We start from the raw sequence: 22,405 nt of genomic DNA on the forward strand, positions 1-22,405 counted from the left end.
CACCCCGGTCTGCGTACGCACCAACCCCGCCGGGTCAATTCGGGCCGTTTCCAACGCTTCCCAGCACACCTCCAGCAGCTGCCGCTGCTGCGGATCCATGGTTTGGGCCTCGCGCCCCGAGATGCCGAAGAACTCCGCGTCGAACTCGGCGGCGTCCGCCAGGAACCCGCCGGCGTGGGTGTAGGTCTTGCCCACCGCATCCGGATCGGGATCGAACAACTCCCCCAAATTCCAGCCCCGGTCGCCCGGAAACGCCCCAACCGCGTCGGTGCCGCTGGCTACCAGATTCCATAACGCCGCCGGCGAATCCACCCCACCGGGGAACCGGCACGCCATCCCGACCACCGCGATCGGCTCATCTACCGCCACCTGCGATTCCACCGCGGGTGCCGCCGCGACCGGCCCGATCAGCAGCTGGGCCAGGTGGGCAGCCAACTCGTCGGGGGTCGGATAGTCGAACGCCAGCGTCGGCGGCAACGGCAGCTCGGTTTCGGTCCTGAGTCGGTCGAGCAATTCGGTGGCCTTCACCGAATCAAAACCCAGGTCCCGAAACGCCGACCCGGGGTCGATGTCATCGGGGCTCGGACGCCCCAACACCGCCGCCGCCTGCGCGCAGACCATGCCCACCAGGAGGTCATGTTGCTGCTGGCTCAGCGTGCGGACACGCTGGGCCAATCCCGAGTCGGACCCGGCGTCCGCGACGGTGTCCTCGACCGCGCCCGGCTTTGACGGGCCGATGTGCGCGTCCAAACGGGTGAAGGCGCCCTGCTGGTAGAGCTTTGAGCAATCCCGTCGCCTCACCTTGCCGCTTGTGGTGAGGGGAATCGAATGTGGCGGCACCAGAACGAGATCCGCGACGCTCAGTTCGTGCGTCCTCGATATCGCTGCGATGATCTCACGCCGGGTGGCGATCAACCGTTGCGCGTCCTCGTCGGAATCGCCGCCGGGCTTGAGTTCGACGATTGTGACGAGTTTCTCCGGACCGTCATCGTCCGAAACCGCGATCGCCACGCAGCGGCCGCGGGTGATCTCCTGGATCGTCGCCTCGATGTCGTCGGGAGAATGGTTGCGCCCGTAGACGATCAAGAGATCCTTGATCCGGCCGACGATGAACATCTCGCCTTCGGAGTAGAAGCCCAAATCCCCCGTCCGCAGCCAGGGCCCTTCCGGTGTGCCGTCCGAGGCGCCGACGATCGTTCTGCCGAAGACACGTTCTGTCTCTTCGGGTTTCTGCCAATAGCCCGAGCAGACGTTCTCGCCGATCGTCCAAATCTCGCCGACCGTTCCCTCCGGGCACTCCACGCTCGTCTCGGGGTCGACGATCCGCACGATCGGCCACTTCGGCATGCCGTAACTGACCAGCGGGATGCCGGCACCGTCCGCGCACCGCTCGCCGTGGCCGGCGGTCATCTGCTCCGAATCGAAAGAAACCGTCACCGGGGGGTGGCCCGCCTCGCGGGTCGCCACCACGAGCGTGGCCTCCGCGAGGCCGTAGGAGGGACGCAACGCCTCGGGGCGGAAATTGAAGCGGGCAAACCGGTCCGCGAAGCGCCACAGTGTCGGGGGGTTCACGCGCTCGGCGCCGTTGAGGATGGTGTGCACGCCCCCGAGGTCCAGCCCGGCCAGATCGTCGTCCGACGTCTTTCGCGTCGCCAATTCGAACGCGATATTGGGTGCCGCCGAGAAGGCGTGCGGATTGCCGGCCAGCATTTGCATCCACCGCGCCGGGCGCTGCAGGAAGGACGGCGGGCTCGTGAGCACGGTGGGGAATCCCCACAGGACCGGGAAGGCGATACCCAGGATCAAACCCATGTCGTGGAACAACGGCAGCCACGACACCACGGTGGTGTCCGACGGGGCCATCCCCCCGTCCGCCTCGTAGTACATGGCCATGATCTGCTCGCAGTTGACCTGAATGTTCTTGTGCGAGACGACAACTCCCGCGGGAGTGCGGGTCGACCCGGAGGTGTATTGCAGGTGCGCGATGCTCGTCTCGCCGTCGGTGTCCGCGGCGGCCGCAAGCCGAGAGTCAAGATCCAGCCGATCGACCTCGACGACCGATGGCGCGCCGGGCTCCGACTTCGCATACTCGGCGATGATGTCCACGGCGGAGGATGTGGTCAGAATCGTCGAAGGCGACGCGTCATGCAGGACGGCGCTGACCCGCTCGTCGCTGGCGCCACCCACCGGCATCGACAGCGGAACCGCGATCTGACCGGCCTGCAGTGCGCCGAGAAAGCCGACGACGTACTCGAGTCCCTGGGGCGCCAGGATCACGGCGCGGTCCCCGGTCGACCCGCAGGCTTTGAGTTCCCGTGCGAGGTTCAGCGTGCGCCGATACAGCTGCGACCACGTCAGGCTTTCCGCAACGCCCTCCCAATCGTTCTCGTAATCGACATACGTGAACGCCAGGTCGTCGGGCCGCGAACTGGCACGCTCCCGCAGGACAGCGGGAATGGAATGCTCAAGCACAGCTTGACGATACCGATGAACGCACGGGGCGTCGGCGAAACCGCGCAGCCCAGAGCAAGCCGCCGGCGTGCGGTTGAGCACGCGCGTTTTCGCTCGGGACACCCGCCGCTAGGCGGGCAGGTGCAGCTTGATCACCTCGACCAGGTGACGCCCGACATCGTCGAGTGCCGCCGTCGACTGGGTCGCGATCGCAAGGATGACGGCGCCTTCGATGGCGGCGACGGTCAGGGTCGCAAGCGAGCGCGCGTTGTCGCGATCGGCGCCGGAGCGGACCAGCCGGTCGGCGAGGATCGTCTGCCACTCACCAAAGGCCGAGCCCGCCGCCTGGGCGGCCGCCGGCGCTTCGGAGCGGCCGAGGACCGCCGCCACAATCGGGCAGCCCGCTTGTATCTGCGTCGCGCTCAGCTGCGCCTTCCATTCGTCGATGAAGGTCTGGACCGCCTGGACGGGGTCGCTGTCGTCGCCCGACCGGATGACCGCGGTCAACCCCTCCCCCGCGAGGCGGGTGGCTTCGGCGACGAGCTCGGCTTTGCCGCCGGGAAAGTTCAGGTAGACGGTCCTGCGGGCCACCCCGCTGTCCTCCAGCAGCGCGTTGAGGCCGGTTCCGGCGACACCGCGCCGCCGCACCAACCCCGTGACGCTGGCGATCAGAGCATCCCGCGCCGACATATTCTTCGCCTTCCGTCGCAGCTTGGGGTTGTACTATACCAATCGGTCTACTAACCTGAGGCCATGACGGGCACCCACGAGCAAAAGACGCTGCGAAAGTTCCGCAGGGAACGTGCGATCGGGCGCTATCTGCTCAACCCGGCGGTGAAAGGGTTGAGCGCGCTCGGGGTGCGCACCGCCATGGCCACCGAACTGGAAACCATCGGCCGCAAGACCGGCCAGGCGCGTCGCGTTCCGGTGTCGGCCCAATTCGACGACGACGGCGCATGGGTGATCTGCCAGCACGGCACCCGCTCCGGCTGGGGCAGGAACATCACCGACAATCCGAATGTCCGTCTGCGACAGGGCAATCGGTGGCGCGCCGGGGTCGCGACGTTCAGGCCGGACGACGACGTCGTCGCGCGCGCCCGCAAGTTCGGACGGCTGGCCGCCAAGATGGTCAAGGCGCTGGAAACGACGCCGGTGTCGGTGCGGATCGACTTCACCGACTAGTCACTACGCGCCCGGCGCGTACTGCCAGACCGCGTCGTGGCTCGCCTCCGCTGTCGGGTTGCACCACATCGTGCGCCCCGCGGCGTCGCGGGCGGTGGCGTTCCGCACCGAGCACGGGTGGCCGGCGGCCGGCAGGTTGAAGTAGGCGACTGCCATGCCGATCGCGATGATGATCGCGGTGGCGGATGACACCATCGCCAACCGGAGTAATCCGAGTTCCCTGTTCGCCTTCTTCTCCGCCGCGGTGCGCATGGGGCCTCCTCCCGTCAGATGCCGGATCGCTCTTGCTCTTGAACTGAGCATCGGCGCGAGGGCTTGAGGGATCCTCAATGGATTCTTGGCGGGCGTTTGGGCCGGTGAGCGGGCCAAGTACCGTTAGCCGGGTGAGCCAATCCGACCCCGTCCTGTACAGCGTCGACGCTCGCGTCGCGCTCATCACCGTCAACGACCCCGACCGGCGCAACGCGTTCACCGACGAGATGTCCGCGCGCCTGCGGGAGGCCGTGGAGCGGGCGGAATCCGACCCCGACGTGCACGCCGTGGTGGTCACCGGCGCAGGCAAGGCGTTTTGCGCCGGCGCCGACCTCAGCGCCCTGGGCGCCGCCGGTGCCGGAGCGGCGGAGGAGGGGCTGCGGCGCATCTACGACGGCTTCATGGCCGTCGGCAATTGCCGGTTGCCCACGATCGCCGCGGTCAACGGGGCGGCCGTCGGCGCGGGCCTGAACCTGGCCCTGGCCGCGGACGTGCGCGTCGCGGGGCCCGGCGCGTTGTTCGACGCCCGCTTCCAAAAGCTGGGCCTCCATCCCGGCGGGGGCGCGACCTGGATGCTGCAACGCGCGGTAGGTCCCCAGGTCGCGCGCGCCGCCCTGTTGTTCGGGATGCGCTTCGGCGCCGAAGCCGCCGTGCGGCACGGGTTGGCCCTCAGCGTCGCCGACGACCCCGTCGCCGCGGCGCTGGAGCTGGCCGCCGGTCCCGCGGCCGCCCCCCGCGAGGTCGTGCTGGCGACCAAGGCGACGATGCGCGCCACGATCAACCCGGGATCGGTGGACACCGAAGCGCACGACCTTGCCATGCGCACGGAACTCGGCCCGCAGGCTTCCTCCATCCAATCACCGGAATTCGCAAGCAGATTGGCCGCGGCGCGGCGGCGTTAACCCTAGCGGGGTCGCCGTTTCTGAAGTTTCGGCGAGCCGTTAGCTCGCGGGATCTCCTGCGCAGTGGGTGTGGTCTGTCAGGACTGTTCCGCCGGCGGAGTTCGCCACAGCGGCCGCCTCCGCGTCAGCACGTGTGGGACCCCAGCCGCCGAAATATCTGGTGTGCGCCGGAGGCATGGCAATCGCCACGCACCCGCCCTGCCCGCTGGCCAACAGACGACAGTCGCTGATCGTATTGCGACAGGCCGACATCACCGTTTTCTCTACGTCGGATTGGCTGCTTCCGCCAGTGGTGAACTTGATCTTCCCCGTGGAGTCCGAGATCGCCATCGCGATCCACGGGTCGTCAGCATGCGCGAGCGGCGTTGCTGCGAATGCCATGCCGATCGCGATCGCTGCCACTGCTGGTTTCTTCATGGCGCTCCCCGCCCTTTTCCGTTGCGCTGCGCCGCACTGGCGCAGGTAAACGCGAGGAGACGATTCTCCCCCGTCGCGGCGTCCGGCGCGACATCAGCCATGCGACCACCGCGCTGACCTGCATGTTTGCCACGAGGCCGCTGTCTTCAAATCGCGAGGAGGCGCAACCTGTGATAGACCACCAACAGTGAGTCGGATCCAGAGGGGAACACGAGCATGGTCATCGCACGGGGTTTGCTAGCAACCACGATGTTCGCCGGTTTGGTCGTCGGCGCCGCCGGCACGGCGTGGGCCGACACACCGACGATGGACGGCAGTTACACCGAGACGGCGACAACGCCTTCCGGCGGGACCCTGACCTCGAGCTGGACCGTCAACTCCTGCGGCGACGGATGCATCTTCATCAAGGCGGGGGCGGGCGGCAGCCAAGCGCGGTTGGTCGACGGGCAATGGGTGCTCGACACGCTCAACAACATCAGTTGCGCCGACGGTTCCTACACCCAATACGGATCGAGCGCGCACATAACGTGGGATCCGACCACCCTTGCGGGCACGGCCCAACACACCTACATCGTGCCGGCCTGCGGCCGACCCGCCGGCTACACCGAAACCGACCAGATCCAGATCAAACAGGCACAGGCGTCGTCCTGACGCCTATAGGTCGAGCAGGGCTGTCTCGGGCGACTCGATCAGATCCCTTAGCTCGCAGACGAATTGCGCCACCTGGGCGCCGTCAGCGACGCGGTGATCGAACACGCATGTCAGGCTCACCGTCGACCGGACGGCAACCTCGTCACCGATGACCACCGGGCGTGGCCTGATCGCTCCCATGCCCAAGATGGCCGCTTCGGGATGGTTGATCACCGGCACTCCGTCGTCCACGCCCAGCGCCCCGAAGTTCGACACGGTGAACGTCGAGCCCAGCAGTTCGGCGGGCGTCAGGCTGCACTCGCGCGCACCCGCGATCAATTCCGCCGTCCGGCTTGCCAATTCGCGGGTCGTCTTGTTCTGCGCATCGGTGATCACCGGGACCAGCAGCCCGCGTTCGGTGGCCACACCGAACCCCAGATGCACGCCGCGGTGGACCTGCACCTGCGGACCTTCGGGCGAGTTCACCCAGGTCGAGTTGAGAAGCATGTTGTGACCCAAGGCGATAACGAGCAGCCGCAGCGTCAACACGAATGGCGTGATCTCCGGGTGCGCGGGGCGGCAGCGGTCGCGCAGCCGTAGCAGCGCGCTACAGTCGACGTCGACGCTGACCTTCGCGGCCGGGATTTCCCGGTGGGACAACGCCATCTTCTCCGCCATCCGGGCCTGCACGCCGCGGACCGGCCGAATGTCGTGTCCCGGATCGCGGGCGGCCGCCAGCACGTCGGCGCGGGTGATGATCTCCCCCGCGTCCCGCCGCACCGACGCGAGGTCGACCGCGAGTTCCTTGGCCAGCTTGCGCACCGGCGGGGCCGCGAGCGGTCGGCCGGGCCGCCGGCTCTCGTCGATGCCCGCGTCGGCGCCGTAGCCGACCAACGTGGGCACCGCGGCCTCGCCGTTCGCGGCCGGCGCGGTGTCGATGCGGACCAGCACCGCGCCGACGTTGAGCACATCGCCTTCGGCCCCGTGGGTTTCGACGATCCGCCCGGCGTACGGGCTCGGGATCTCGACCTCGGCCTTGGCGGTCTCCACGGTGCACAAGACTTGGTTGAGTTCGACATCGTCACCGGCCGCGACGTACCAGCACGACACCGTCACTTCTTCCAGCCCCTCGCCGAGATCGGGAACCCGGAACGGCTTGACCCGCTCGTCGGTGCTCATGGCATCTCCAGCGCACGCTCGACGCAGTCCAGCAGCCGGTCCGGGCCCGGCAGCCACAGCCTTTCCAACCGCGCCGGCGGATAGGGCGTGTCAAAACCGCAGGCGCGCAACACCGGTGCCTCCAGCTCGTAGAACATCTCCTCCTGGATGCGGGCGGCCAGGCCGGCCCCGTAGCCGAGGCTGCGGGGTCCTTCATGCAGGACCACACATCGCCCGGTCCGATGGATCGACGCGGCGATGGTGTCGAAGTCCAACGGAACCAGCGACCGCAGATCGATGACCTCCAAGCTCCACCCGCGTTCGCGCTGAGCGTCTTCCGCGGTGGCCACGGCCGTACTCACCAGGCTGCCGTAGGTCACAACGGTTACGTCCCTGCCCGGTCGGCGCACCATGGCCTGCCCGATGGGCGGTTCCGGCCGACCGGCGTCGACCGAGCCGCGGCCCTGGTAACGCCGCTTGGGCTCCAGGTACATCACCGGGTCGGGGCAGGCGATCGCGTGGCGAAGCAGCCAGTAGGCGTCGGCCGGGCTGGACGGCACCACCACCTTCAAGCCGGCGGTGTGCGCCCAGTAGGACTCGGTTGAGTCCGAATGATGCTCGGCCGCACCGATTCCGCCGAACGACGGGATCCGAACCGTGACCGGCATGTTGATCTCGCCGCGGGTGCGGGTTCGGTACTTGGCCAGGTGGCTGACCACCTGATCGAAGGCCGGGTAGGAGAATCCGTCGAACTGGATCTCCGGCACCGGCACAAAGCCGCGCAGCGCCAGCCCGACCGCGATGCCGATGATGGCCGACTCCGCCAGCGGCGTGTCGAAACACCGCTGCTCACCGAAGGTTTCGGCCAGCCCCTCGGTTACCCGGAACACCCCGCCTTCGACGGAGACGTCCTCGCCGAACACCAGGACGCGGTCGTCGGCGACCATCGCGTCGTGCAGCGCGCGGTTGAGCGCCTGCACCATGGTCAGCTGTTGCGCCCCGATCGCCGCGTCGAGGGCCGGTACGGGCGGGGGCTCGGCGAGCTGGGTCATTCGAGCCTCCCCAGTTCGGCCCGCAGCTGCTGGCGCTGCGCCTCCAATCCCGGTGTGATCTCGGCGTATACCGTGGTGAACACCTCGTCGACGTCGAAGTCGGGCGCGTCGAACACCGCGTCGCGCAGTTCGGACCGCATCCGCTTCGCCCGCGTGGCGACCCGATCCTCCAGCCGTTGCGACCACAGGCCCTGGCCCTGCAAATAAGTGCGGTAGCGCGGGATCGGGTCCAGCGCCGCCCAGCGGTCCACTTCGTCCTGGGTGCGGTATCGGCTCGGATCGTCGGAGGTGGTGTGGGGGCCGAGCCGGTAGGTGACCGCCTCGATCAACGTGGGGCCGCCGCCGGCCCGGGCCCGGGCGGCGGCCTCGGCCGTCACCGCGTAGCACGCCAGGACGTCGTTGCCGTCCACCCGGATCCCGGGCATTCCGTAGCCAATCGCCTTGTGCGCGATGGAGGCCGCGGCCGTCTGTTTGGAGACCGGAACCGAGATCGCCCACTGGTTGTTCTGCACGTAGAACACGCATGGCGTGGCGAAGACGGCGGCGAAGTTCAGCGCCTCGTGCACGTCCCCCTCGCTGGTGGCGCCGTCGCCGAGGAAGGCGACCGTGACCGAGTCCTCCCCGAGGCGTTGCGCGGCCATCGCCGCGCCGACGGCGTGCAGGGTCTGGGTGCCGATCGCGATCGACATTGGGGCGCAGCATTTCTTGGTGAAGTCGAGGCCGCCGTGCCACGTTCCCCGCCACGCCGCCCCGACGTGCCCGGGCGGGATGCCACGCACCAGATAGGCGCCGAGTTCACGGTATTGGGGAAACAGCCAATCGGTCTTGCGCAGGCAGGCCGCGGCGCCGACCTGGGCGGCTTCCTGGCCCCGGCAGGACGCGAACAAGGCCAGTTGGCCTTGGCGCTTCAGGTTGACGAACTCGGTGTCGAGCTCGCGGGTGACGACCATCATCTCGTAGAGCCAGCACAGCGTCTCCGGCGGAAGCTCGCGGCCGTAGCGCCGTTCGGCCGTCGGCGTGCCGTCTGCGGCGATGAGTTGCACCGGGTCGAGGTCGACGGTCATCGGCGTCTGGGACTTATCCGCCATACCGCCTCCTTGGCGATCGCCAGCTACACGAAAGGCTCCGCTCGCCGCGAGACTGGCGTATTCCCCATTATGCGCCCAAATGCGAAGACGCCGCGTTGATCACGGCCGAGGCGCAAGCGTGTCGCGCCCTAGTCCGACGCGGGCTCCCCGGCCCGCCGCAGCAACATCGCCGCGTGCTTGAGCACCGGCGAGTCGACCATCTGTCCTTCGAAGGCGAACACCCCGCGTTCGGACCGCGCGGCCGCCAAGACCCTGCGCGCCCAGTCCAGCTTCTCCTCGCTGGGGCGATAGGCCTCCCGCACGACCGCGACCTGGCTGGGGTGGATGCAGACGGTGGCGTCGAAGCCCACGGCGACGGCGTCGTCGGCCTCGGCCCGCAGGCCCTCGATGTCGCGAATGTCCAGATGGACGGCGTCGAGCGCGATCCGGCCGAACGCGGACGCCGCGAGCAGGGACGCCGACCGCACGTGCCGGGCGACGTCACGATAGGTGCCGTCGGCCAGCCGGCTGGAGCTGCCGCCGAGGGTGGCGACCAGGTCCTCGGCGCCCCACATCACGGCGACGGTGCCCTCGGCCGCGGCGATTTCGGCGACGAACACCGCGCCGCGCGGCGTCTCGATCAGCGCGACCACCTCGCGCGGCGCGAGCGCGGTCACCTGCGCGGCCGATTCGGTCTTGGAGAGCATCACCGTCGTGTAGGCGGTATCGGCCAGGGCCTCGAGGTCGCGGGCGTACTCGTCGGTGCCGGCGGCGTTGATTCGCACCACGGTGCGGTCGGGGTCCAGCGGGTTCTCGCGCAGCGCCTTGCGGGCGGCGGGCTTGTCGGCTTCGGCCACACCGTCCTCGAGGTCGAGGATCACCACGTCGGCCGCGGCGGCGGCCTTGGCGAAACGCTCAGGACGGTCAGCCGGGCAGAACAACCAGGCCGGGCCGGCGGCGCGCAGGTCCATCACGACTCCTCTGTGTCTGGCCGCTTTTGTACCAGAGTGGTCCGCACCGCCCGCGCCACCACGTCGCCGTGCTGATTGCGGCCCGTGTGCTCGAGGGTGACGATGCCTTCACCCGGCCGGCTCTTCGACTCGCGCTTGCCCGTGCACACGGTCTCGGCGTACAGGGTGTCGCCGTGGAAAACCGGCTTGGGAAACGACACCTCGGAAAAGCCAAGGTTGGCGACGATGGTGCCGAGCGTCAGCTGCGCCACCGACAGCCCCACCAGCGTGGAGAGGGTGAACATGGAGTTGACCAGTCGCTCACCCCGAAAGCCCGGCTGCTCGGCGGCCCACGCCGCGTCGAGGTGCAGCGACTGGGTATTCATGGTCAGCGTGGTGAACAGCACGTTGTCGGCCTCGGTGACGGTGCGGCCGGGCCGGTGCAGGTAGGTGGTGCCTACCTCGAACTCCTCAAACCACAAGCCCCGCTGGATAATCGACTTGTCGGTCACGAAAGGCCCAGCGATCGCGCGATGAGCATCAGTTGCACCTCGGTAGTCCCTTCGCCGATCTCGAGGATCTTGCTGTCGCGGTAATGGCGCGCCACCGGATATTCATTCATGAAGCCATAGCCGCCGTGGATCTGGGTGGCGTCGCGGGCGTTGTCCATCGCGGCCTCGGAGGAGACCATCTTCGCGATGGCGGCCTCCTTCTTGAAGGGCTTGCCCGCCAACATCTTCGCCGCGGCCTCGTAGTAGGCCGTGCGCGCCACGTGCGCGCGCGCCTCCATCCGCGCGATCTTGAAGCTGATCGCCTGATACGAGCCGATCGGCTGGCCGAACGACTGGCGTTCCTTGGCGTACTTGACGCTTTCGTCGACGCAGCCCTGCGCGACCCCGGTGGCCAGCGCGGCGATCGCGATGCGGCCCTCGTCCAGGATGGACAAAAAGTTGGCGTAGCCGGTCCCGCGGGCGCCCAGCAGGTTTTCCTCCGGGACGCGGGCGTCGGCGAAGGTCAGCGGGTGGGTGTCCGACGCGTTCCAGCCGACCTTGTTGTAGACCGGCTCGACGGTAAAACCCGGTGTGCCGCTGGGCACGATGATCGTCGAGATCTCCTTCTTGTCGCCCGCGAGGGTTCCGGTGACCGCCGTGACGGTGACCAGCGAGGTGATGTCGGTGCCGGAGTTGGTGATGAACTGCTTGGTGCCGTTGATCACCCACTCGCCGTCGTCGAGCCGGGCGGTGGTGCGGGTGGCGCCCGCGTCGGAGCCGGCGCCGGGCTCGGTGAGCCCGAAACCGGCCAGCGCCCGGCCGGCCGTCAGGTCCGGCAGCCATTTCTGCTTCTGTTCCTCGGTGCCGAACCGGTAGATCGGCATCGCGCCGAGGCCGACGCCGGCCTCCAGCGTGATGGCCACCGACTGGTCGACCTTGCCGAGCTCTTCGAGCGCCAGGGCCAGGGCGAAGTAGTCGCCGCCCATGCCGCCGTACTCCTCCGGGAAGGGCAGCCCGAACAGGCCCATCTCGGCCATCTTGGCGACGACCTCGTACGGGAAGCTGTGCTCCTCATCGTGTTTGGCCGACACCGGCGCGACGACGGTGCGCGCGAAGTCGGCCACCGTGTCGCGAAGGTCCTCATATTCCTTGGGCAACGTCCCCGCGGTAATGGATGTCGTCATGTCTCGTCCTTGCTTTCCTCACTCAGCCGGGCCAGCACCTGGTCCACCGTCACTTGATCGCCGACGGAGACCAGCACCTCCACCCGCCCCGAAACCGGTGCGGCCAGCGAATGTTCCATCTTCATCGCCTCGACGACGACGATCACGTCGCCCTCGGCGACCTCGTCGCCGGAACTGACCTGCACGGCGATCACGTTCCCGGGCATCGGGCTGACGACCTCGGCCGGCCGCTCGCCCACCGCGCGGTGAATCTTGTGCTCCTCGGCCTCGCGCAGGTGCCAGGTTCCCCGTTCGTCGGCGATCCACAGGTGCCGGTCGGCCTCGGCCCACCAGTATTCGCGGCGCCGCCCGTCCAGCGTCACACTCATCCGCGCGCCATCGAGTTCCGCACTGGCGGAATGGATCTCACCGTCCCCAACCTGAACGCGGGCGGCCTCGGGTGTCCCCCACACCGACACCGTCTCGCTGCGCAGCGGAGTGCGCATGTCGGTGCGCACGGGCGCGGCGCCGCCGCCGACCCGCCACCCCGTCGGCACCGCCCAGGGGTTGCCCCGGCCGCGGCGGGCCAGAGCCCACTGACGGTACAGGCCGCCGGCGGCGAGCACGTCGTCGGGCGCCGGGGCAGGCGCGAAGTCCGCGAGCCGCCCGTCCAGTAGCGCAGTGTCCAGGTCGCCGGCACGCACCCGATCGTCGGCCAGCAGGAAGCGCAGGAATTCGACGTTGGTCTGCACGCCGAGGATCACGGTTTGGCCCAGCGCCCGATCGAGTTTCGCGAGCGCCTCCTCGCGATCGTCGCCGTGGGCGATCACCTTGCTCAGCATCGGGTCGTAGTCGCTGCCGACCAGCGTCCCGGCCCGCAGTGACGAGTCCACCCGCACGCCGTCGCCCGACGGTTCGGACACCGCCAGCACCTCGCCGCCCGTCGGCAGGAACCCGCGCGCGGGGTCCTCGGCGTACACGCGGGCCTCGATCGCGTGCCCGCGCAGCTCGATGTCGTCCTGGGCGAAACCCAGCTTCTCGCCGGCGGCCACCCGTAGCTGCCACTCCACCAGGTCCAGGCCGGTGACCGCCTCGGTGACCGGATGCTCCACCTGAAGGCGGGTGTTCATCTCCATGAAGAAGAACTCGTCGGGACGATCCGCGGAGACGATGAACTCCACGGTCCCGGCGCCGACGTAATCCACGCTGCGGGCGGTGTTGCAGGCCGCGGCCCCGATCCGCGCCCGCGTCTCGGGGTCGAGCAGCGGCGAGGGCGCCTCCTCGATGACCTTCTGGTGGCGCCGCTGCAGGCTGCACTCGCGCTCGCCCAGATGGACCACGTTGCCGTGGGTGTCGGCGAGCACCTGCACCTCGATGTGCCTGGGCCGCAACACGAACCGCTCCAGGAACAGCGTGTCGTCGCCGAAGGATGAGGCCGCCTCCCGTCGCGCACCCACCAACGCCTCGCGCAGCCGCGCCGGGTCTTCCACCAGCCGCATGCCCTTGCCGCCGCCGCCGGCGGACGGCTTGATCAACACCGGATAGCCGACGTCGTCGGCCGCGGCGACGAGTTCGTCGTCGGTCAGCCCCGGCTTGGCCACACCGGGCACCACCGGCACGTCGAACGCGGCCACCGCGTTCTTCGCGGTGATCTTGTCGCCCATCACCTCGATCGCGCGTGGCGGCGGACCCAGGAACACCAAGCCGGCGCGTTCGCAGGCCGCGGCGAAATGCGCGTTCTCCGAGAGGAAGCCGTAGCCCGGGTGGATCGCCTGGGACCCGGTGCGCACCGCGGCGTCGACGACTTTCTCGATGTCCAGGTAGCTTTCGCGCGCGGCGGCCGGGCCCAGGCGCACGGCCGTGTCGGCCTCGATCACGTGTCGGGCCGTGGCGTCGGGGTCGCTGTAGACGGCGACCGACCGGATGCCCAGCCGCCGCAGCGTGCGGATCACGCGGACCGCGATCTCGCCGCGGTTGGCCACTAATACGGTGTCGAACATCTTCACATCCGGAATACGCCGTAGGAGACCGGTTCCAGCGGAGCGTGGGCGCACGCCGAAAGGGCAAGCCCAAGAATCGTTCTGGTGTCGGCCGGGTCGATGATGCCGTCGTCCCACAATCGCGCGGTCGAGTAGTACGGGTTGCCCTGGTCCTCGTACTGCGCCCGGATGGGCGCCTTGAACGCCTCCTCCTGGTCGGGCGACCACGGCTTGCCCGCCGCGCTGAGTTGCTCGCCGCGCACGGTCGCCAGCACCGAGGCGGCCTGCTCGCCGCCCATCACGGAGATGCGGGCGTTGGGCCACATCCACAGGAAGCGCGGCGAATACGCGCGCCCGCACATCGAGTAGTTGCCCGCCCCGTAGGAGCCGCCGATGACGACCGTGAGCTTGGGCACCCGGGCGCAGGCCACGGCGGTGACCATCTTGGCGCCGTGTTTGGCGATGCCGCCGGCCTCGTAGTCGCGGCCGACCATGAACCCGGCGATGTTCTGCAGGAACAGCAGCGGGATCCTGCGCTTGTCGCACAGCTCGATGAAATGCGCTCCCTTCAAGGCCGATTCGCTGAACAGCACGCCGTTGTTGGCGATGATGCCGACGGGATGGCCGTGGATGCGTGCGAACGCGGTCACCAGCGTCTTGCCGTAATTGGCCTTGAATTCGCTGAATTCGCCGCCGTCGACCAGGCGCACGATGACCTCGTGCACGTCGTAGGGCACGCGGGGATCCGGCGGCACGACGTCGTAGAGCTCGGACTGCGCGTGCTTGGGCTCGATGGACGGCAGCACCTCCCACTGCGCGGGATCGCGCGGACCGAAGGTGGCCGCGATGGAGCGCACGATCCGCAGCGCGTGCTCGTCGTCGTCGGCGAGGTGGTCGGTGACGCCGGAGACGCGCGAGTGCAGGTCGCCGCCGCCGAGATCCTCGGCCGAGACGATCTCACCGGTGGCGGCTTTGACCAGCGGCGGGCCGCCGAGAAAGATGGTGCCCTGCTCGCGGACGATGACGGCCTCGTCGCTCATCGCCGGCACGTAGGCGCCGCCCGCAGTGCACGATCCCAGCACGGCGGCCACCTGTGGAATTCCCTTGGCGCTCATGGTCGCCTGGTTGTAGAAGATCCGGCCGAAGTGCTCGCGGTCGGGAAAGACCTCGTCCTGGCGTGGTAGGAACGCGCCGCCGGAGTCGACGAGGTAGATGCACGGCAGCCGATTCTGCAGCGCGACTTCCTGTGCGCGCAGGTGCTTCTTGACCGTCATCGGGTAATAGGTGCCGCCCTTGACGGTCGCGTCGTTGGCGACGATCACGCATTCGCGCTCCGACACCCGGCCGATCCCGGTGATGATCCCGGCGCCCGGGGACTCGTCGTCGTACATGCCGCCGGCCGCCAGCGGGGCCAGCTCCAAAAACGGGCTGCCCGGATCGAGCAGGCGATCCACCCGCTCGCGGGGCAGCAGCTTGCCGCGGCTGACGTGGCGTTCGCGCGCCCGTTCGTTGCCACCCAGCGCCGCGGCGGCAAGCTTGGCGTTCAATTCGGCGACCAGCCGCCGATGCTCGTCGGCGAAGGACGGCGCGGTCGTGACGGCGGTGCTCATGTGTGTCTCCCGGTGGTCGCCAGCATAAGGGGCGGTTCGGTTTTGGCGATCACCTCGTCGGCCGAGACCTCGGGGGCGGTCTCGACGAGGTGCAGGCCGTCGCCGCGCACGTCGAGGACGGCGAGGTCGGTGATGATGCGGTCGACGCATCCCACGCCGGTCAGCGGAAGGGTGCACCGCTCAACGACTTTCGGGCTGCCGTCGCGGGCGGTGTGTTCCATCATCACGATCACCTTGCGGGCGCCGTGCACCAGGTCCATCGCGCCGCCCATGCCCTTGACCATCTTTCCGGGAATCATCCAGTTGGCCAGGTCGCCGGTCGCGGAGACCTGCATGGCGCCGAGCACCGCGACGTCGATGTGCCCGCCGCGGATGATCCCGAACGAGGTCGAGGAGCCGAAGAACGCCGCACCCGGCATCGTGGTGACGGTTTCCTTGCCCGCGTTGATCAGATCGGCGTCGACGTCCTCGGCCCGCGGATACGGCCCGACGCCGAGTATCCCGTTCTCCGAGTGGATGACGACGGTGACGCCGTCGGGGATGTGGTTGGGGATCAGCGTGGGCATGCCGATGCCGAGGTTGACGTATTGGCCGTCCTCGAACTCGGCGGCCACCCGCGCGGCCAATCCCTCCCTCGTCCAGCTCACCGCACCGTCACCTTCTCGATCGGCTTGGCGGGGTCGGGCACGTGCACGACCCGCTGCACGAAGACGCCCGGGGTGTGCACCGCGGCGGGGTCGATCTCCCCCGGCTCGACGAGATGCTCGACCTCGGCGATGGTGATCCTGCCCGCCGTCGCGCAGTCGGGATTGAAGTTGGCGGCGGACGCCCGGTAGACCAGGTTGCCGTGCCGGTCGCCCTGCCACGCGTGCACCAGCGCGAAGTCGGTGCGGATCGCGCGCTCGAGAACGTAGGTGACGCCGTCGAACTCGCGCGTCTCCTTGGGCGGTGACGTCGCCGCCACCCCGCCAGAAGCGTCGTAACGCCATGGCAATCCGCCGTCGGCGACCGGGGTGCCGACCCCCGCGGGCGTGTAGAAGGCCGGGATTCCCATGCCACCGGCGCGCAGCCGCTCGGCCAAGGTGCCCTGTGGGATCAACTCCACCTCGAGCTCGCCGGCGAGGAACTGGCGAGCGAATTCCTTGTTGTCGCCGACGTAGGAGGCCACCGCACGGCGAATACGCTTGTGGTGCAACAGCGCTTCCAGCCCGACACCGTAGCCGCCGCAGTTGTTCGACACCGTCTCCAGCTCGCGCACCCCGCTGTCGACCAGCGCCGCGATCAACGCCTCCGGGATGCCGCAGAACCCGAATCCCCCGACCGCCAGGGACGAGCCGTCGGTTATGTCGGCGACCGCTTCAGCGGCCGTCGCCACCACCTTGTCCATCGCCGCAGCAGCCTCCGATTTCAGTTAATCTTCATTAACTGGCGTGAGAATACCATCGCCCGCACGCCGCGTCCAGGGAGCCGGCGGGCGCTCAGCCCTGGTCACTCAGGTACTCGATCGCCTGCTCGCGCATCTCGGCCTTGCGCACCTTGCCCGTGACGGTCATCGGGAACTCGTCGACGATCCGGAGGTAGCGCGGGATCTTGAACCGCGCGATCCGCCCGGCGCAGAACTCGCGCAGGCCCTCGACGGTCAGCGCCGGCGCGCCGGCGCGCAGCATGACGACCGCCATGACTTCTTCGCCGTACCGGTCGTCGGGCACCCCGATGACCTGGGCGTCGACGATGTCGGGGTGGGTGTGCAGGAACTCCTCGATCTCGCGCGGGGAGATGTTCTCGCCGCCGCGGACGATGAGGTCCTTGATCCGGCCGGTGATCTGGACATAGCCGCAGTCGTCCATGACGGCCAGGTCCCCGGTGTGCATCCAGCCGTCCGCGTCGATGACCTCGGCGGTCCGCTCCGGTTCGTTCCAATACCCGGCCATCACCGAATAGCCGCGCGTGCAGAATTCGCCGGCCACCCCGCGCGGCACGGTCCGGTCGCCGGCCGGGTCCACCACCTTGACCTCCAGGTGCGGACCCACCCGGCCGACCGTCGCGACCCGCCGTTCCACCGAATCGTCGGCGCGCGTCTGGGTGGACACCGGCGACGTTTCCGTCATGCCGTAACAGATCGAGACGCCCGGCATGTGCATGCGCTCGATCACCTTGCGCATCACCTCGACCGGGCACGGCGAGCCGGCCATGATGCCGGTGCGCAGGCTGCCCAGGTCGTAGTCGTCGAAGTCCGACAGGGCCAGCTCGGCGATGAACATCGTCGGAACACCGTAGAGGCTGGTGCAGCGTTCGGCCTGCACCGCGCGCAGGGTGGCGGCGGGGTCGAACCCCGGCGCCGGAATCACCATGCAGGCGCCATGACTGGTGGCCGCCAGGTTGCCCATCACCATGCCGAAGCAATGGTAAAAGGGCACCGGGATGCAGATCCGATCTTCCGCGGTGTACTCGAGCAGCTCGCCAACCAGGTAGCCGTTGTTCAGGATGTTTCGGTGGCTCAGCGTCGCCGCTTTCGGGTATCCCGTTGTGCCGGAAGTGTATTGGATGTTAATCGGATCGCGGCAATCCAGGGCGGCCGCGATCCGGGCCAGCCCGGCCGAGTCGGTGTCGGTGGCGGCCAGCTCGTCCCACCGCTGGCTGTCCAGGAGCACGACGTCGCGCAGGTCCGGGCAGCGCGGCGCCACCTCGCGCAGCATGGCGGCGTAGTCCGTGGCCTTGAAATGCCGGGCGGCGATCACCATCGCGACCCCGGATTGCCTTAGCGCATAGTCCAATTCGCGTTCCCGGTAGGCCGGGTTGATGGTGACCAGGATCGCGCCGATCTCGGCGGTCGCGTACTGGACGAGCACCCACTCCCACCGGTTGGGCGCCCAGATCCCGACGCGGTCACCCGGGCGGATCCCGGCGCGCACCAACCCCGTTGCCAATCTGCGCACGGCGGCCAGCAATTCGGCGTAGGTCCAGCGTCGTCCCGCGGCCACGTCGACCAGTGCGTCGCGTTGCGCGTGCCTGCCTGCCGTGGCGGCGAAGTTGGCCCCGATCGTCGTTTCGAGCAGCGGCGGATCGCTGGGGCCCCGCTCGTACGAAAGGTGTGCCACGGCTCCTCCGGCTGGTTCAGCTACCAAAGGTAAACCCTTCTCGGACATCTGTAACCGGCCACGCCCGTGCTAAGTTAGTGACGATTAACCGACCGGACGGAGGCCTGTCGTGACTTCATCCGCGGCGGAGGGCCGGCCCGCCCAGCCTGACGCCCCAAATCGCCGGAGCCAGTTGAAATCCGACCGGCGCCTGCAACTGCTGTCGGCCGCCGAACGGCTGTTCGCCGAGCGCGGTTTCCTCGCGGTGCGGCTCGAAGACATCGGCGCCGCCGCCGGCGTCAGCGGTCCGGCGATCTATCGCCACTTCCCCAACAAGGAGTCGATGCTGGTCGAGTTGCTCGTGGGGATCAGCACCCGGCTGCTCGCCGGCGCCCGGAGCGCGCGAGCCCGCAACGCCACCGCGACCGCCGCGTTGGACGAGCTCATCGACTTCCACCTCGACTTCGTCCTGGGCGAACCCGACCTGATCCGGATCCAGGACCGCGACCTGGCGCACCTGCCCGGGGCCGCCGAAAAACAGGTCCGCAAGGCGCAGCGCCAATACGTCGAGGTCTGGGTGGGCGTGCTGCGCGAGCTCGATCCCAAGCTGGCCGAGGCCGACGCCCGGCTGATGGCGCACGCGGTGTTCGGCCTGCTGAACTCGACCCCGCACAGCATGAAGTCGCCGGACGATTCGCGCAGGCCCACTCGCGCGACGCGCTCACGCGCGGTCATGCGGGCGATGACGGTCGCCGCGCTGAGCGCCGGCAAATCCTGCCCGTGAGTCGCGCGTAGTCCGGAGACTCACCGCCGAATCGCCCGGCCCAGGTACCCTGCAAGCCATGAGGTGGACATGAACGATCCACGTCGACCCGAGCGGTTTAGTCCCCCTCAACCGGGGTCAGGACCGACCGGGCGGCAGGGTTACCCGTATCCGCCCGCCGACCCCGCGTATGCCGACCAGGCGGGGCCCTACGCGCCCACCTACGGCGGGTATGGCCCGCAATGGGCGTCCAGCCTGAACGACACCAAGCAGCTGCCCCCCTACTGGCAGCAGGAGGTGCCGCCGACGGGCGAGGCGCCGCCGGTTGGAGCGCCGCCCCCGCCGCCGGGAGGCCGGAAGCCGCCGCGCTGGCTGTGGATTGGCGCCAGTGTGGCGGTGCTTCTGGCCGTCGCGCTGGTGATCGCGCTGGTGTTGGTCAACGACGCGATCAGGACCCAGACCGTCGTGCCACCGCTGCCGGCCATGCCCGGGTCGACCGAGGAAACGCCGACGCCCACCCCTTCGACCCGGACGACCCCGCCGTCGCGCACCTTCCGGCCCCTGCCGCCGCCGACGGCGTCGGGCACGCCCCCGGAGACGACCGGCCCGGTGGAGATGCAAGACGTCGTCTATAACGTCACCGGCGAGGGCCGCGCGCTCAGCATCGTCTACATCGGCACCGGCGACATGTTGCAGACCGAGTTCAACGTCGCGCTGCCGTGGAGCAAAGAGGTCAGCCTGTCCAAGTCGGCCGCCCATCCGCCGAACGTCACGGTCGTCAACTTCGGCCACAACGTCACCTGCTCGCTGACCATCGGCGGGGTTCAGGTGAGCCAGCGCGAAGGGGCAGGCCTGACGGTGTGCGACGCGCGAGGCTAGGCCTGCGCGGGCTGTTCGGCGCGCGCCGGAACCCGAACCACCAGCATCGCCACCAGTCCGGCGGTCAGCACCAGGCAGATCCCGGCGATGCCCGCGCGCACGGTGCCGAATACGTCGACGAATACGGAGAACAGCCATGGCGCCACGAACGCGACGGCCCGTCCCGTCATCGTGTAGAGGCCGAACGCGACGCCTTCCCCGCCGTCCTTCGCCAGCTGCAGCAACAGTGCGCGCGACGACGCCAGGGAAGGCCCGACGAACACGGCCAACAGCAGCCCGCACGCCCAGAACGCGTGCGGACCGGACACCGCCATCATGGTGGCCGACACGGCGATGAGCGCGACCAGCGACCCGACGATGACGGGTTTGGATCCGATCCGGTGGTCGACGAACCCGCCGGTCATCGCGCCGATCGCGGCCACCACGCTGGCCGCCACGCCGAACACCAGCACATCGGCCTGGGACAGGCCGTACACGTTGACGCCGAGCACGGCGCCGAAGCCGAAGATGGCCGCCAGCCCGTCCCGGAACAGCGCGCTGGCCCCCAGGAAATAGACCAGGTTGCGGTCGCGGCGCCATTCCGTGCGCACCTCTGCCCACAGCTTGCGATAGCCGCCCAGCATGCTGGTCGGTCGCGACGTCTCGCCGGAGTCCGGCAGCCGGTGGGCGACGAACAGCAGCGGCAGCGCCAGCACGGCGAACCACGCCGCCGTCAGCAGCATCGCCGCCCGGACATAAAGCCCGTCGTGGACGGGCACGTGCAGGAGCCCGCGCACCGGGCCGGTGCCGGCGATGAAACCGAAATAGACGAGCAGCAGCAGGACCACGCTGCCGGTAAACCCGGAGGCCGCGCCGAGGCCGGAGATGCGCCCCGCCGTCTGCGGCGTCGAGACCTGACGCAGCATCGCGTTGTAGGGGACGCCGGCGAGATCCCCGCACGCGGCCGTGGCCGACAGCAGCACCAAGCCCGCCCAGAGGTAGCTGGGATCGTCGCGGATCAGGAACATCGAGCTGGTCGACGCGACCGCGAGACCGGTCAACACCGTCAACACCACCCGCCGACGGTGCGGGGCTTCCACCCACACCCCCACGACCGGCGCCAACACCGCGATGGTCAACCCCGCGACCGCGAGCGAGCGGCCGAGCCAACTCGCGGGCGACGTGCCACCGGACATTCCCGCCCCGACGCTGCCGGTCAGGTAGACCGAGAAGACGAAGGTTGCCACGATCGCGTTCATGCCGAGGGAGCCGCAGTCCCACAGCGCCCACGCCACCACTTGCGATGGCACGGGTGTGGCCGGACGCTGACTCATGCCCGGCACTCTATTGGGTGCGAGGCTGTCTACCATGGGCCGCATGCCGGTCCCAGCCCCCAGTCCCGACGCACGCGCCGTTGTCACCGGAGCGTCGCAAAACATCGGAGCGGCGCTGGCCACCGAGCTCGCCGCCCGCGGGCACAACCTGATCGTCACAGCGCGACGCGAGGATCTGCTCAACGAGCTGGCCGCGCGGCTGACCGACAAGTACGGCGTGGTGGTCGAAGTGCGCGCCGCCGACCTGGCCGACCCGACGGAACGGGCGAAGCTGTGCGACGAGCTCGCCGCCCGCCCCATCTCGATCCTGTGCGCCAACGCGGGCACCGCGACGTTCGGTCCGGTCGCCGCCCTTGACCCAGCGGGCGAGAAGGCACAGGTGCAGCTGAACGTTCTTGGGGTGCATGACCTTACGTTGGCGGTGCTACCGGGTATGGTCGAGCGCAAGGCCGGCGGCATCCTGATTTCCGGTTCGGCCGCGGGCAATTCGCCGATCCCCTACAACGCCACCTACGCGGCCACCAAGGCGTTCGCCAACACGTTCAGCGAATCGCTGCGCGGCGAATTGCGCGCCTCGGGTGTGCACGTCACGGTGTTGGCTCCGGGACCCGTACGCACCGACCTACCCGATCAGGCCGAACGGTCGCTGGTCGAAAAGCTGGTGCCCGATTTCCTGTGGATCTCGACCGAGCACACCGCCCAGATCTCCCTGGATGCGTTGGAGCGCAACAAGATGCGCGTCGTCCCGGGGTTGACGTCCAAGGCGATGTCGGTGGCGAGCGGGTATGGCCCTCGCGCCATCGTGGCGCCGATCGTGGGAAGTTTCTACAAGAAGCTCGGCGGCGGGTAGGGCTGGCTCCCAAATTCGTCATATCCCGCTCTGGCCCAAGGCGATCCGACCTGCCTCACATGCCGTTGGAACTCTTCGCCACTTCACCGTCGCAGCAGCTTCTGATCGACAATGTCATCATCGATGAGGTTTGGAGACGGCAAACTCATGATTGCCTAGACCGTGACGGGCCCGTCGCATAAGTTTCGGATAATTGCCATTGCTGAGAGCCGCATCAGG

Annotated in this window: 22 protein-coding genes and 1 pseudogene; 6 read left to right on the forward strand and 17 right to left on the reverse strand. The window is 68.8% G+C overall.

Translation table 11 applies throughout. The annotated features are described in order from the left end of the window. From A5655_RS28655 to A5655_RS09255, 3 genes and pseudogenes are all read right to left on the reverse strand, one after another. On the reverse strand, positions 1-621 hold a 621-nt coding region (locus tag A5655_RS28655), incomplete at its 3' end, for an acyl carrier protein (RefSeq protein ID WP_231999115.1). A 120-nt stretch (positions 622-741) separates the two neighbouring features. Then, a pseudogene (locus tag A5655_RS09250) lies at positions 742-2,472 on the reverse strand (AMP-binding protein); the annotation flags it as partial. 108 nt (positions 2,473-2,580) lie between these two features. Next, on the reverse strand, positions 2,581-3,141 hold the full coding sequence (locus tag A5655_RS09255; protein ID WP_067008565.1) for a TetR/AcrR family transcriptional regulator: 561 nt from the start codon (positions 3,139-3,141) through the stop codon (positions 2,581-2,583). A gap of 63 nt (positions 3,142-3,204) precedes the next feature. Here A5655_RS09255 and A5655_RS09260 point away from each other — a divergent pair, with 63 nt between their 5' ends. After that, entirely contained in the window at positions 3,205-3,633 is a 429-nt protein-coding gene (locus A5655_RS09260; protein ID WP_067008568.1) for a nitroreductase/quinone reductase family protein, read from the forward strand. A 3-nt stretch (positions 3,634-3,636) separates the two neighbouring features. On the opposite strand, the gene A5655_RS09265 is transcribed toward A5655_RS09260, so the two are convergent. Beyond that, positions 3,637-3,885 (reverse strand): hypothetical protein, encoded by a 249-nt coding sequence (locus tag A5655_RS09265; protein ID WP_067008571.1) that lies wholly within the window; start codon positions 3,883-3,885, stop codon positions 3,637-3,639. A 131-nt stretch (positions 3,886-4,016) separates the two neighbouring features. Between A5655_RS09265 and A5655_RS09270 the strand changes: the two genes are divergently transcribed. After that, entirely contained in the window at positions 4,017-4,787 is a 771-nt protein-coding gene (locus A5655_RS09270; protein ID WP_067008574.1) for an enoyl-CoA hydratase, read from the forward strand. A 39-nt stretch (positions 4,788-4,826) separates the two neighbouring features. Here A5655_RS09270 and A5655_RS27055 read toward each other — a convergent pair whose 3' ends face one another. Next, on the reverse strand, positions 4,827-5,204 hold the full coding sequence (locus A5655_RS27055) for a DUF4189 domain-containing protein (protein ID WP_082978573.1): 378 nt from the start codon (positions 5,202-5,204) through the stop codon (positions 4,827-4,829). Positions 5,205-5,453: 249 nt separating this feature from the next. Here A5655_RS27055 and A5655_RS09275 point away from each other — a divergent pair, with 249 nt between their 5' ends. Next, positions 5,454-5,855: a hypothetical protein gene (locus tag A5655_RS09275; protein WP_067008577.1), complete on the forward strand. Its 402-nt coding sequence runs from the start codon at positions 5,454-5,456 to the stop codon at positions 5,853-5,855. Between the two features lie 3 nt (positions 5,856-5,858). Here A5655_RS09275 and A5655_RS09280 read toward each other — a convergent pair whose 3' ends face one another. From A5655_RS09280 to A5655_RS09330, 11 genes are all read right to left on the reverse strand, one after another. Continuing rightward, positions 5,859-7,013: a dihydrolipoamide acetyltransferase family protein gene (locus tag A5655_RS09280; RefSeq protein ID WP_067008580.1), complete on the reverse strand. Its 1,155-nt coding sequence runs from the start codon at positions 7,011-7,013 to the stop codon at positions 5,859-5,861. Continuing rightward, positions 7,010-8,044 (reverse strand): 3-methyl-2-oxobutanoate dehydrogenase subunit beta, encoded by a 1,035-nt coding sequence (gene bkdB / locus A5655_RS09285; RefSeq protein WP_067008583.1) that lies wholly within the window; start codon positions 8,042-8,044, stop codon positions 7,010-7,012. The genes A5655_RS09280 and bkdB overlap by 4 nt, the downstream gene beginning before the upstream one ends. After that, complete coding sequence (pdhA, locus tag A5655_RS09290) at positions 8,041-9,132, reverse strand: pyruvate dehydrogenase (acetyl-transferring) E1 component subunit alpha (RefSeq protein WP_067008586.1); 1,092 nt, start codon at positions 9,130-9,132, stop codon at positions 8,041-8,043. Before pdhA ends, bkdB begins: the two co-directional genes overlap by 4 nt. A gap of 128 nt (positions 9,133-9,260) precedes the next feature. Beyond that, complete coding sequence (locus A5655_RS09295) at positions 9,261-10,082, reverse strand: CoA ester lyase (RefSeq protein ID WP_067008588.1); 822 nt, start codon at positions 10,080-10,082, stop codon at positions 9,261-9,263. Further along, positions 10,082-10,588 (reverse strand): MaoC family dehydratase, encoded by a 507-nt coding sequence (locus A5655_RS09300; RefSeq protein ID WP_067008592.1) that lies wholly within the window; start codon positions 10,586-10,588, stop codon positions 10,082-10,084. The genes A5655_RS09295 and A5655_RS09300 overlap by 1 nt, the downstream gene beginning before the upstream one ends. Beyond that, positions 10,570-11,736, reverse strand: coding sequence for an acyl-CoA dehydrogenase family protein (locus A5655_RS09305; protein ID WP_067008595.1), 1,167 nt, complete (start codon positions 11,734-11,736; stop codon positions 10,570-10,572). The genes A5655_RS09300 and A5655_RS09305 overlap by 19 nt, the downstream gene beginning before the upstream one ends. Beyond that, positions 11,733-13,715 carry an acetyl/propionyl/methylcrotonyl-CoA carboxylase subunit alpha gene (locus A5655_RS09310; RefSeq protein WP_067008984.1) on the reverse strand — a complete coding sequence of 661 codons (1,983 nt, stop codon included), beginning with the start codon at positions 13,713-13,715 and terminating at the stop codon, positions 11,733-11,735. The genes A5655_RS09305 and A5655_RS09310 overlap by 4 nt, the downstream gene beginning before the upstream one ends. Positions 13,716-13,717: 2 nt before the next feature. Then, complete coding sequence (locus A5655_RS09315) at positions 13,718-15,304, reverse strand: carboxyl transferase domain-containing protein (protein WP_067008598.1); 1,587 nt, start codon at positions 15,302-15,304, stop codon at positions 13,718-13,720. Then, positions 15,301-15,951: a 3-oxoacid CoA-transferase subunit B gene (locus tag A5655_RS09320; protein ID WP_067008601.1), complete on the reverse strand. Its 651-nt coding sequence runs from the start codon at positions 15,949-15,951 to the stop codon at positions 15,301-15,303. Before A5655_RS09320 ends, A5655_RS09315 begins: the two co-directional genes overlap by 4 nt. Continuing rightward, positions 15,948-16,691 carry a CoA transferase subunit A gene (locus tag A5655_RS09325; protein WP_067008604.1) on the reverse strand — a complete coding sequence of 248 codons (744 nt, stop codon included), beginning with the start codon at positions 16,689-16,691 and terminating at the stop codon, positions 15,948-15,950. Before A5655_RS09325 ends, A5655_RS09320 begins: the two co-directional genes overlap by 4 nt. A gap of 91 nt (positions 16,692-16,782) precedes the next feature. Further along, positions 16,783-18,450 (reverse strand): AMP-binding protein, encoded by a 1,668-nt coding sequence (locus A5655_RS09330; protein WP_067008607.1) that lies wholly within the window; start codon positions 18,448-18,450, stop codon positions 16,783-16,785. Positions 18,451-18,511: 61 nt separating this feature from the next. On the opposite strand from A5655_RS09330, the gene A5655_RS09335 reads away from it, so the two are divergent. Together A5655_RS09335 and A5655_RS09340 are read left to right on the forward strand one after the other, a co-directional pair. Further along, entirely contained in the window at positions 18,512-19,165 is a 654-nt protein-coding gene (locus tag A5655_RS09335; protein ID WP_082978575.1) for a TetR/AcrR family transcriptional regulator, read from the forward strand. Positions 19,166-19,234: 69 nt separating this feature from the next. Further along, a complete protein-coding gene (locus A5655_RS09340; protein ID WP_067008613.1) occupies positions 19,235-20,023 on the forward strand; it encodes an MmpS family transport accessory protein in 789 nt (262 codons plus the stop codon). On the opposite strand, the gene A5655_RS09345 is transcribed toward A5655_RS09340, so the two are convergent. Next, positions 20,020-21,336 (reverse strand): MFS transporter, encoded by a 1,317-nt coding sequence (locus tag A5655_RS09345; protein WP_067008616.1) that lies wholly within the window; start codon positions 21,334-21,336, stop codon positions 20,020-20,022. The genes A5655_RS09340 and A5655_RS09345 overlap by 4 nt on opposite strands. Positions 21,337-21,379: 43 nt before the next feature. On the opposite strand from A5655_RS09345, the gene cmrA reads away from it, so the two are divergent. Further along, on the forward strand, positions 21,380-22,186 hold the full coding sequence (cmrA, locus tag A5655_RS09350; RefSeq protein WP_067008987.1) for a mycolate reductase: 807 nt from the start codon (positions 21,380-21,382) through the stop codon (positions 22,184-22,186). Positions 22,187-22,405: the final 219 nt, after the last annotated feature.

Source organism: Mycobacterium sp. 1081908.1 (assembly GCF_001673535.1).
In the GTDB taxonomy this organism is placed as follows: Bacteria; Actinomycetota; Actinomycetes; order Mycobacteriales; family Mycobacteriaceae; genus Mycobacterium.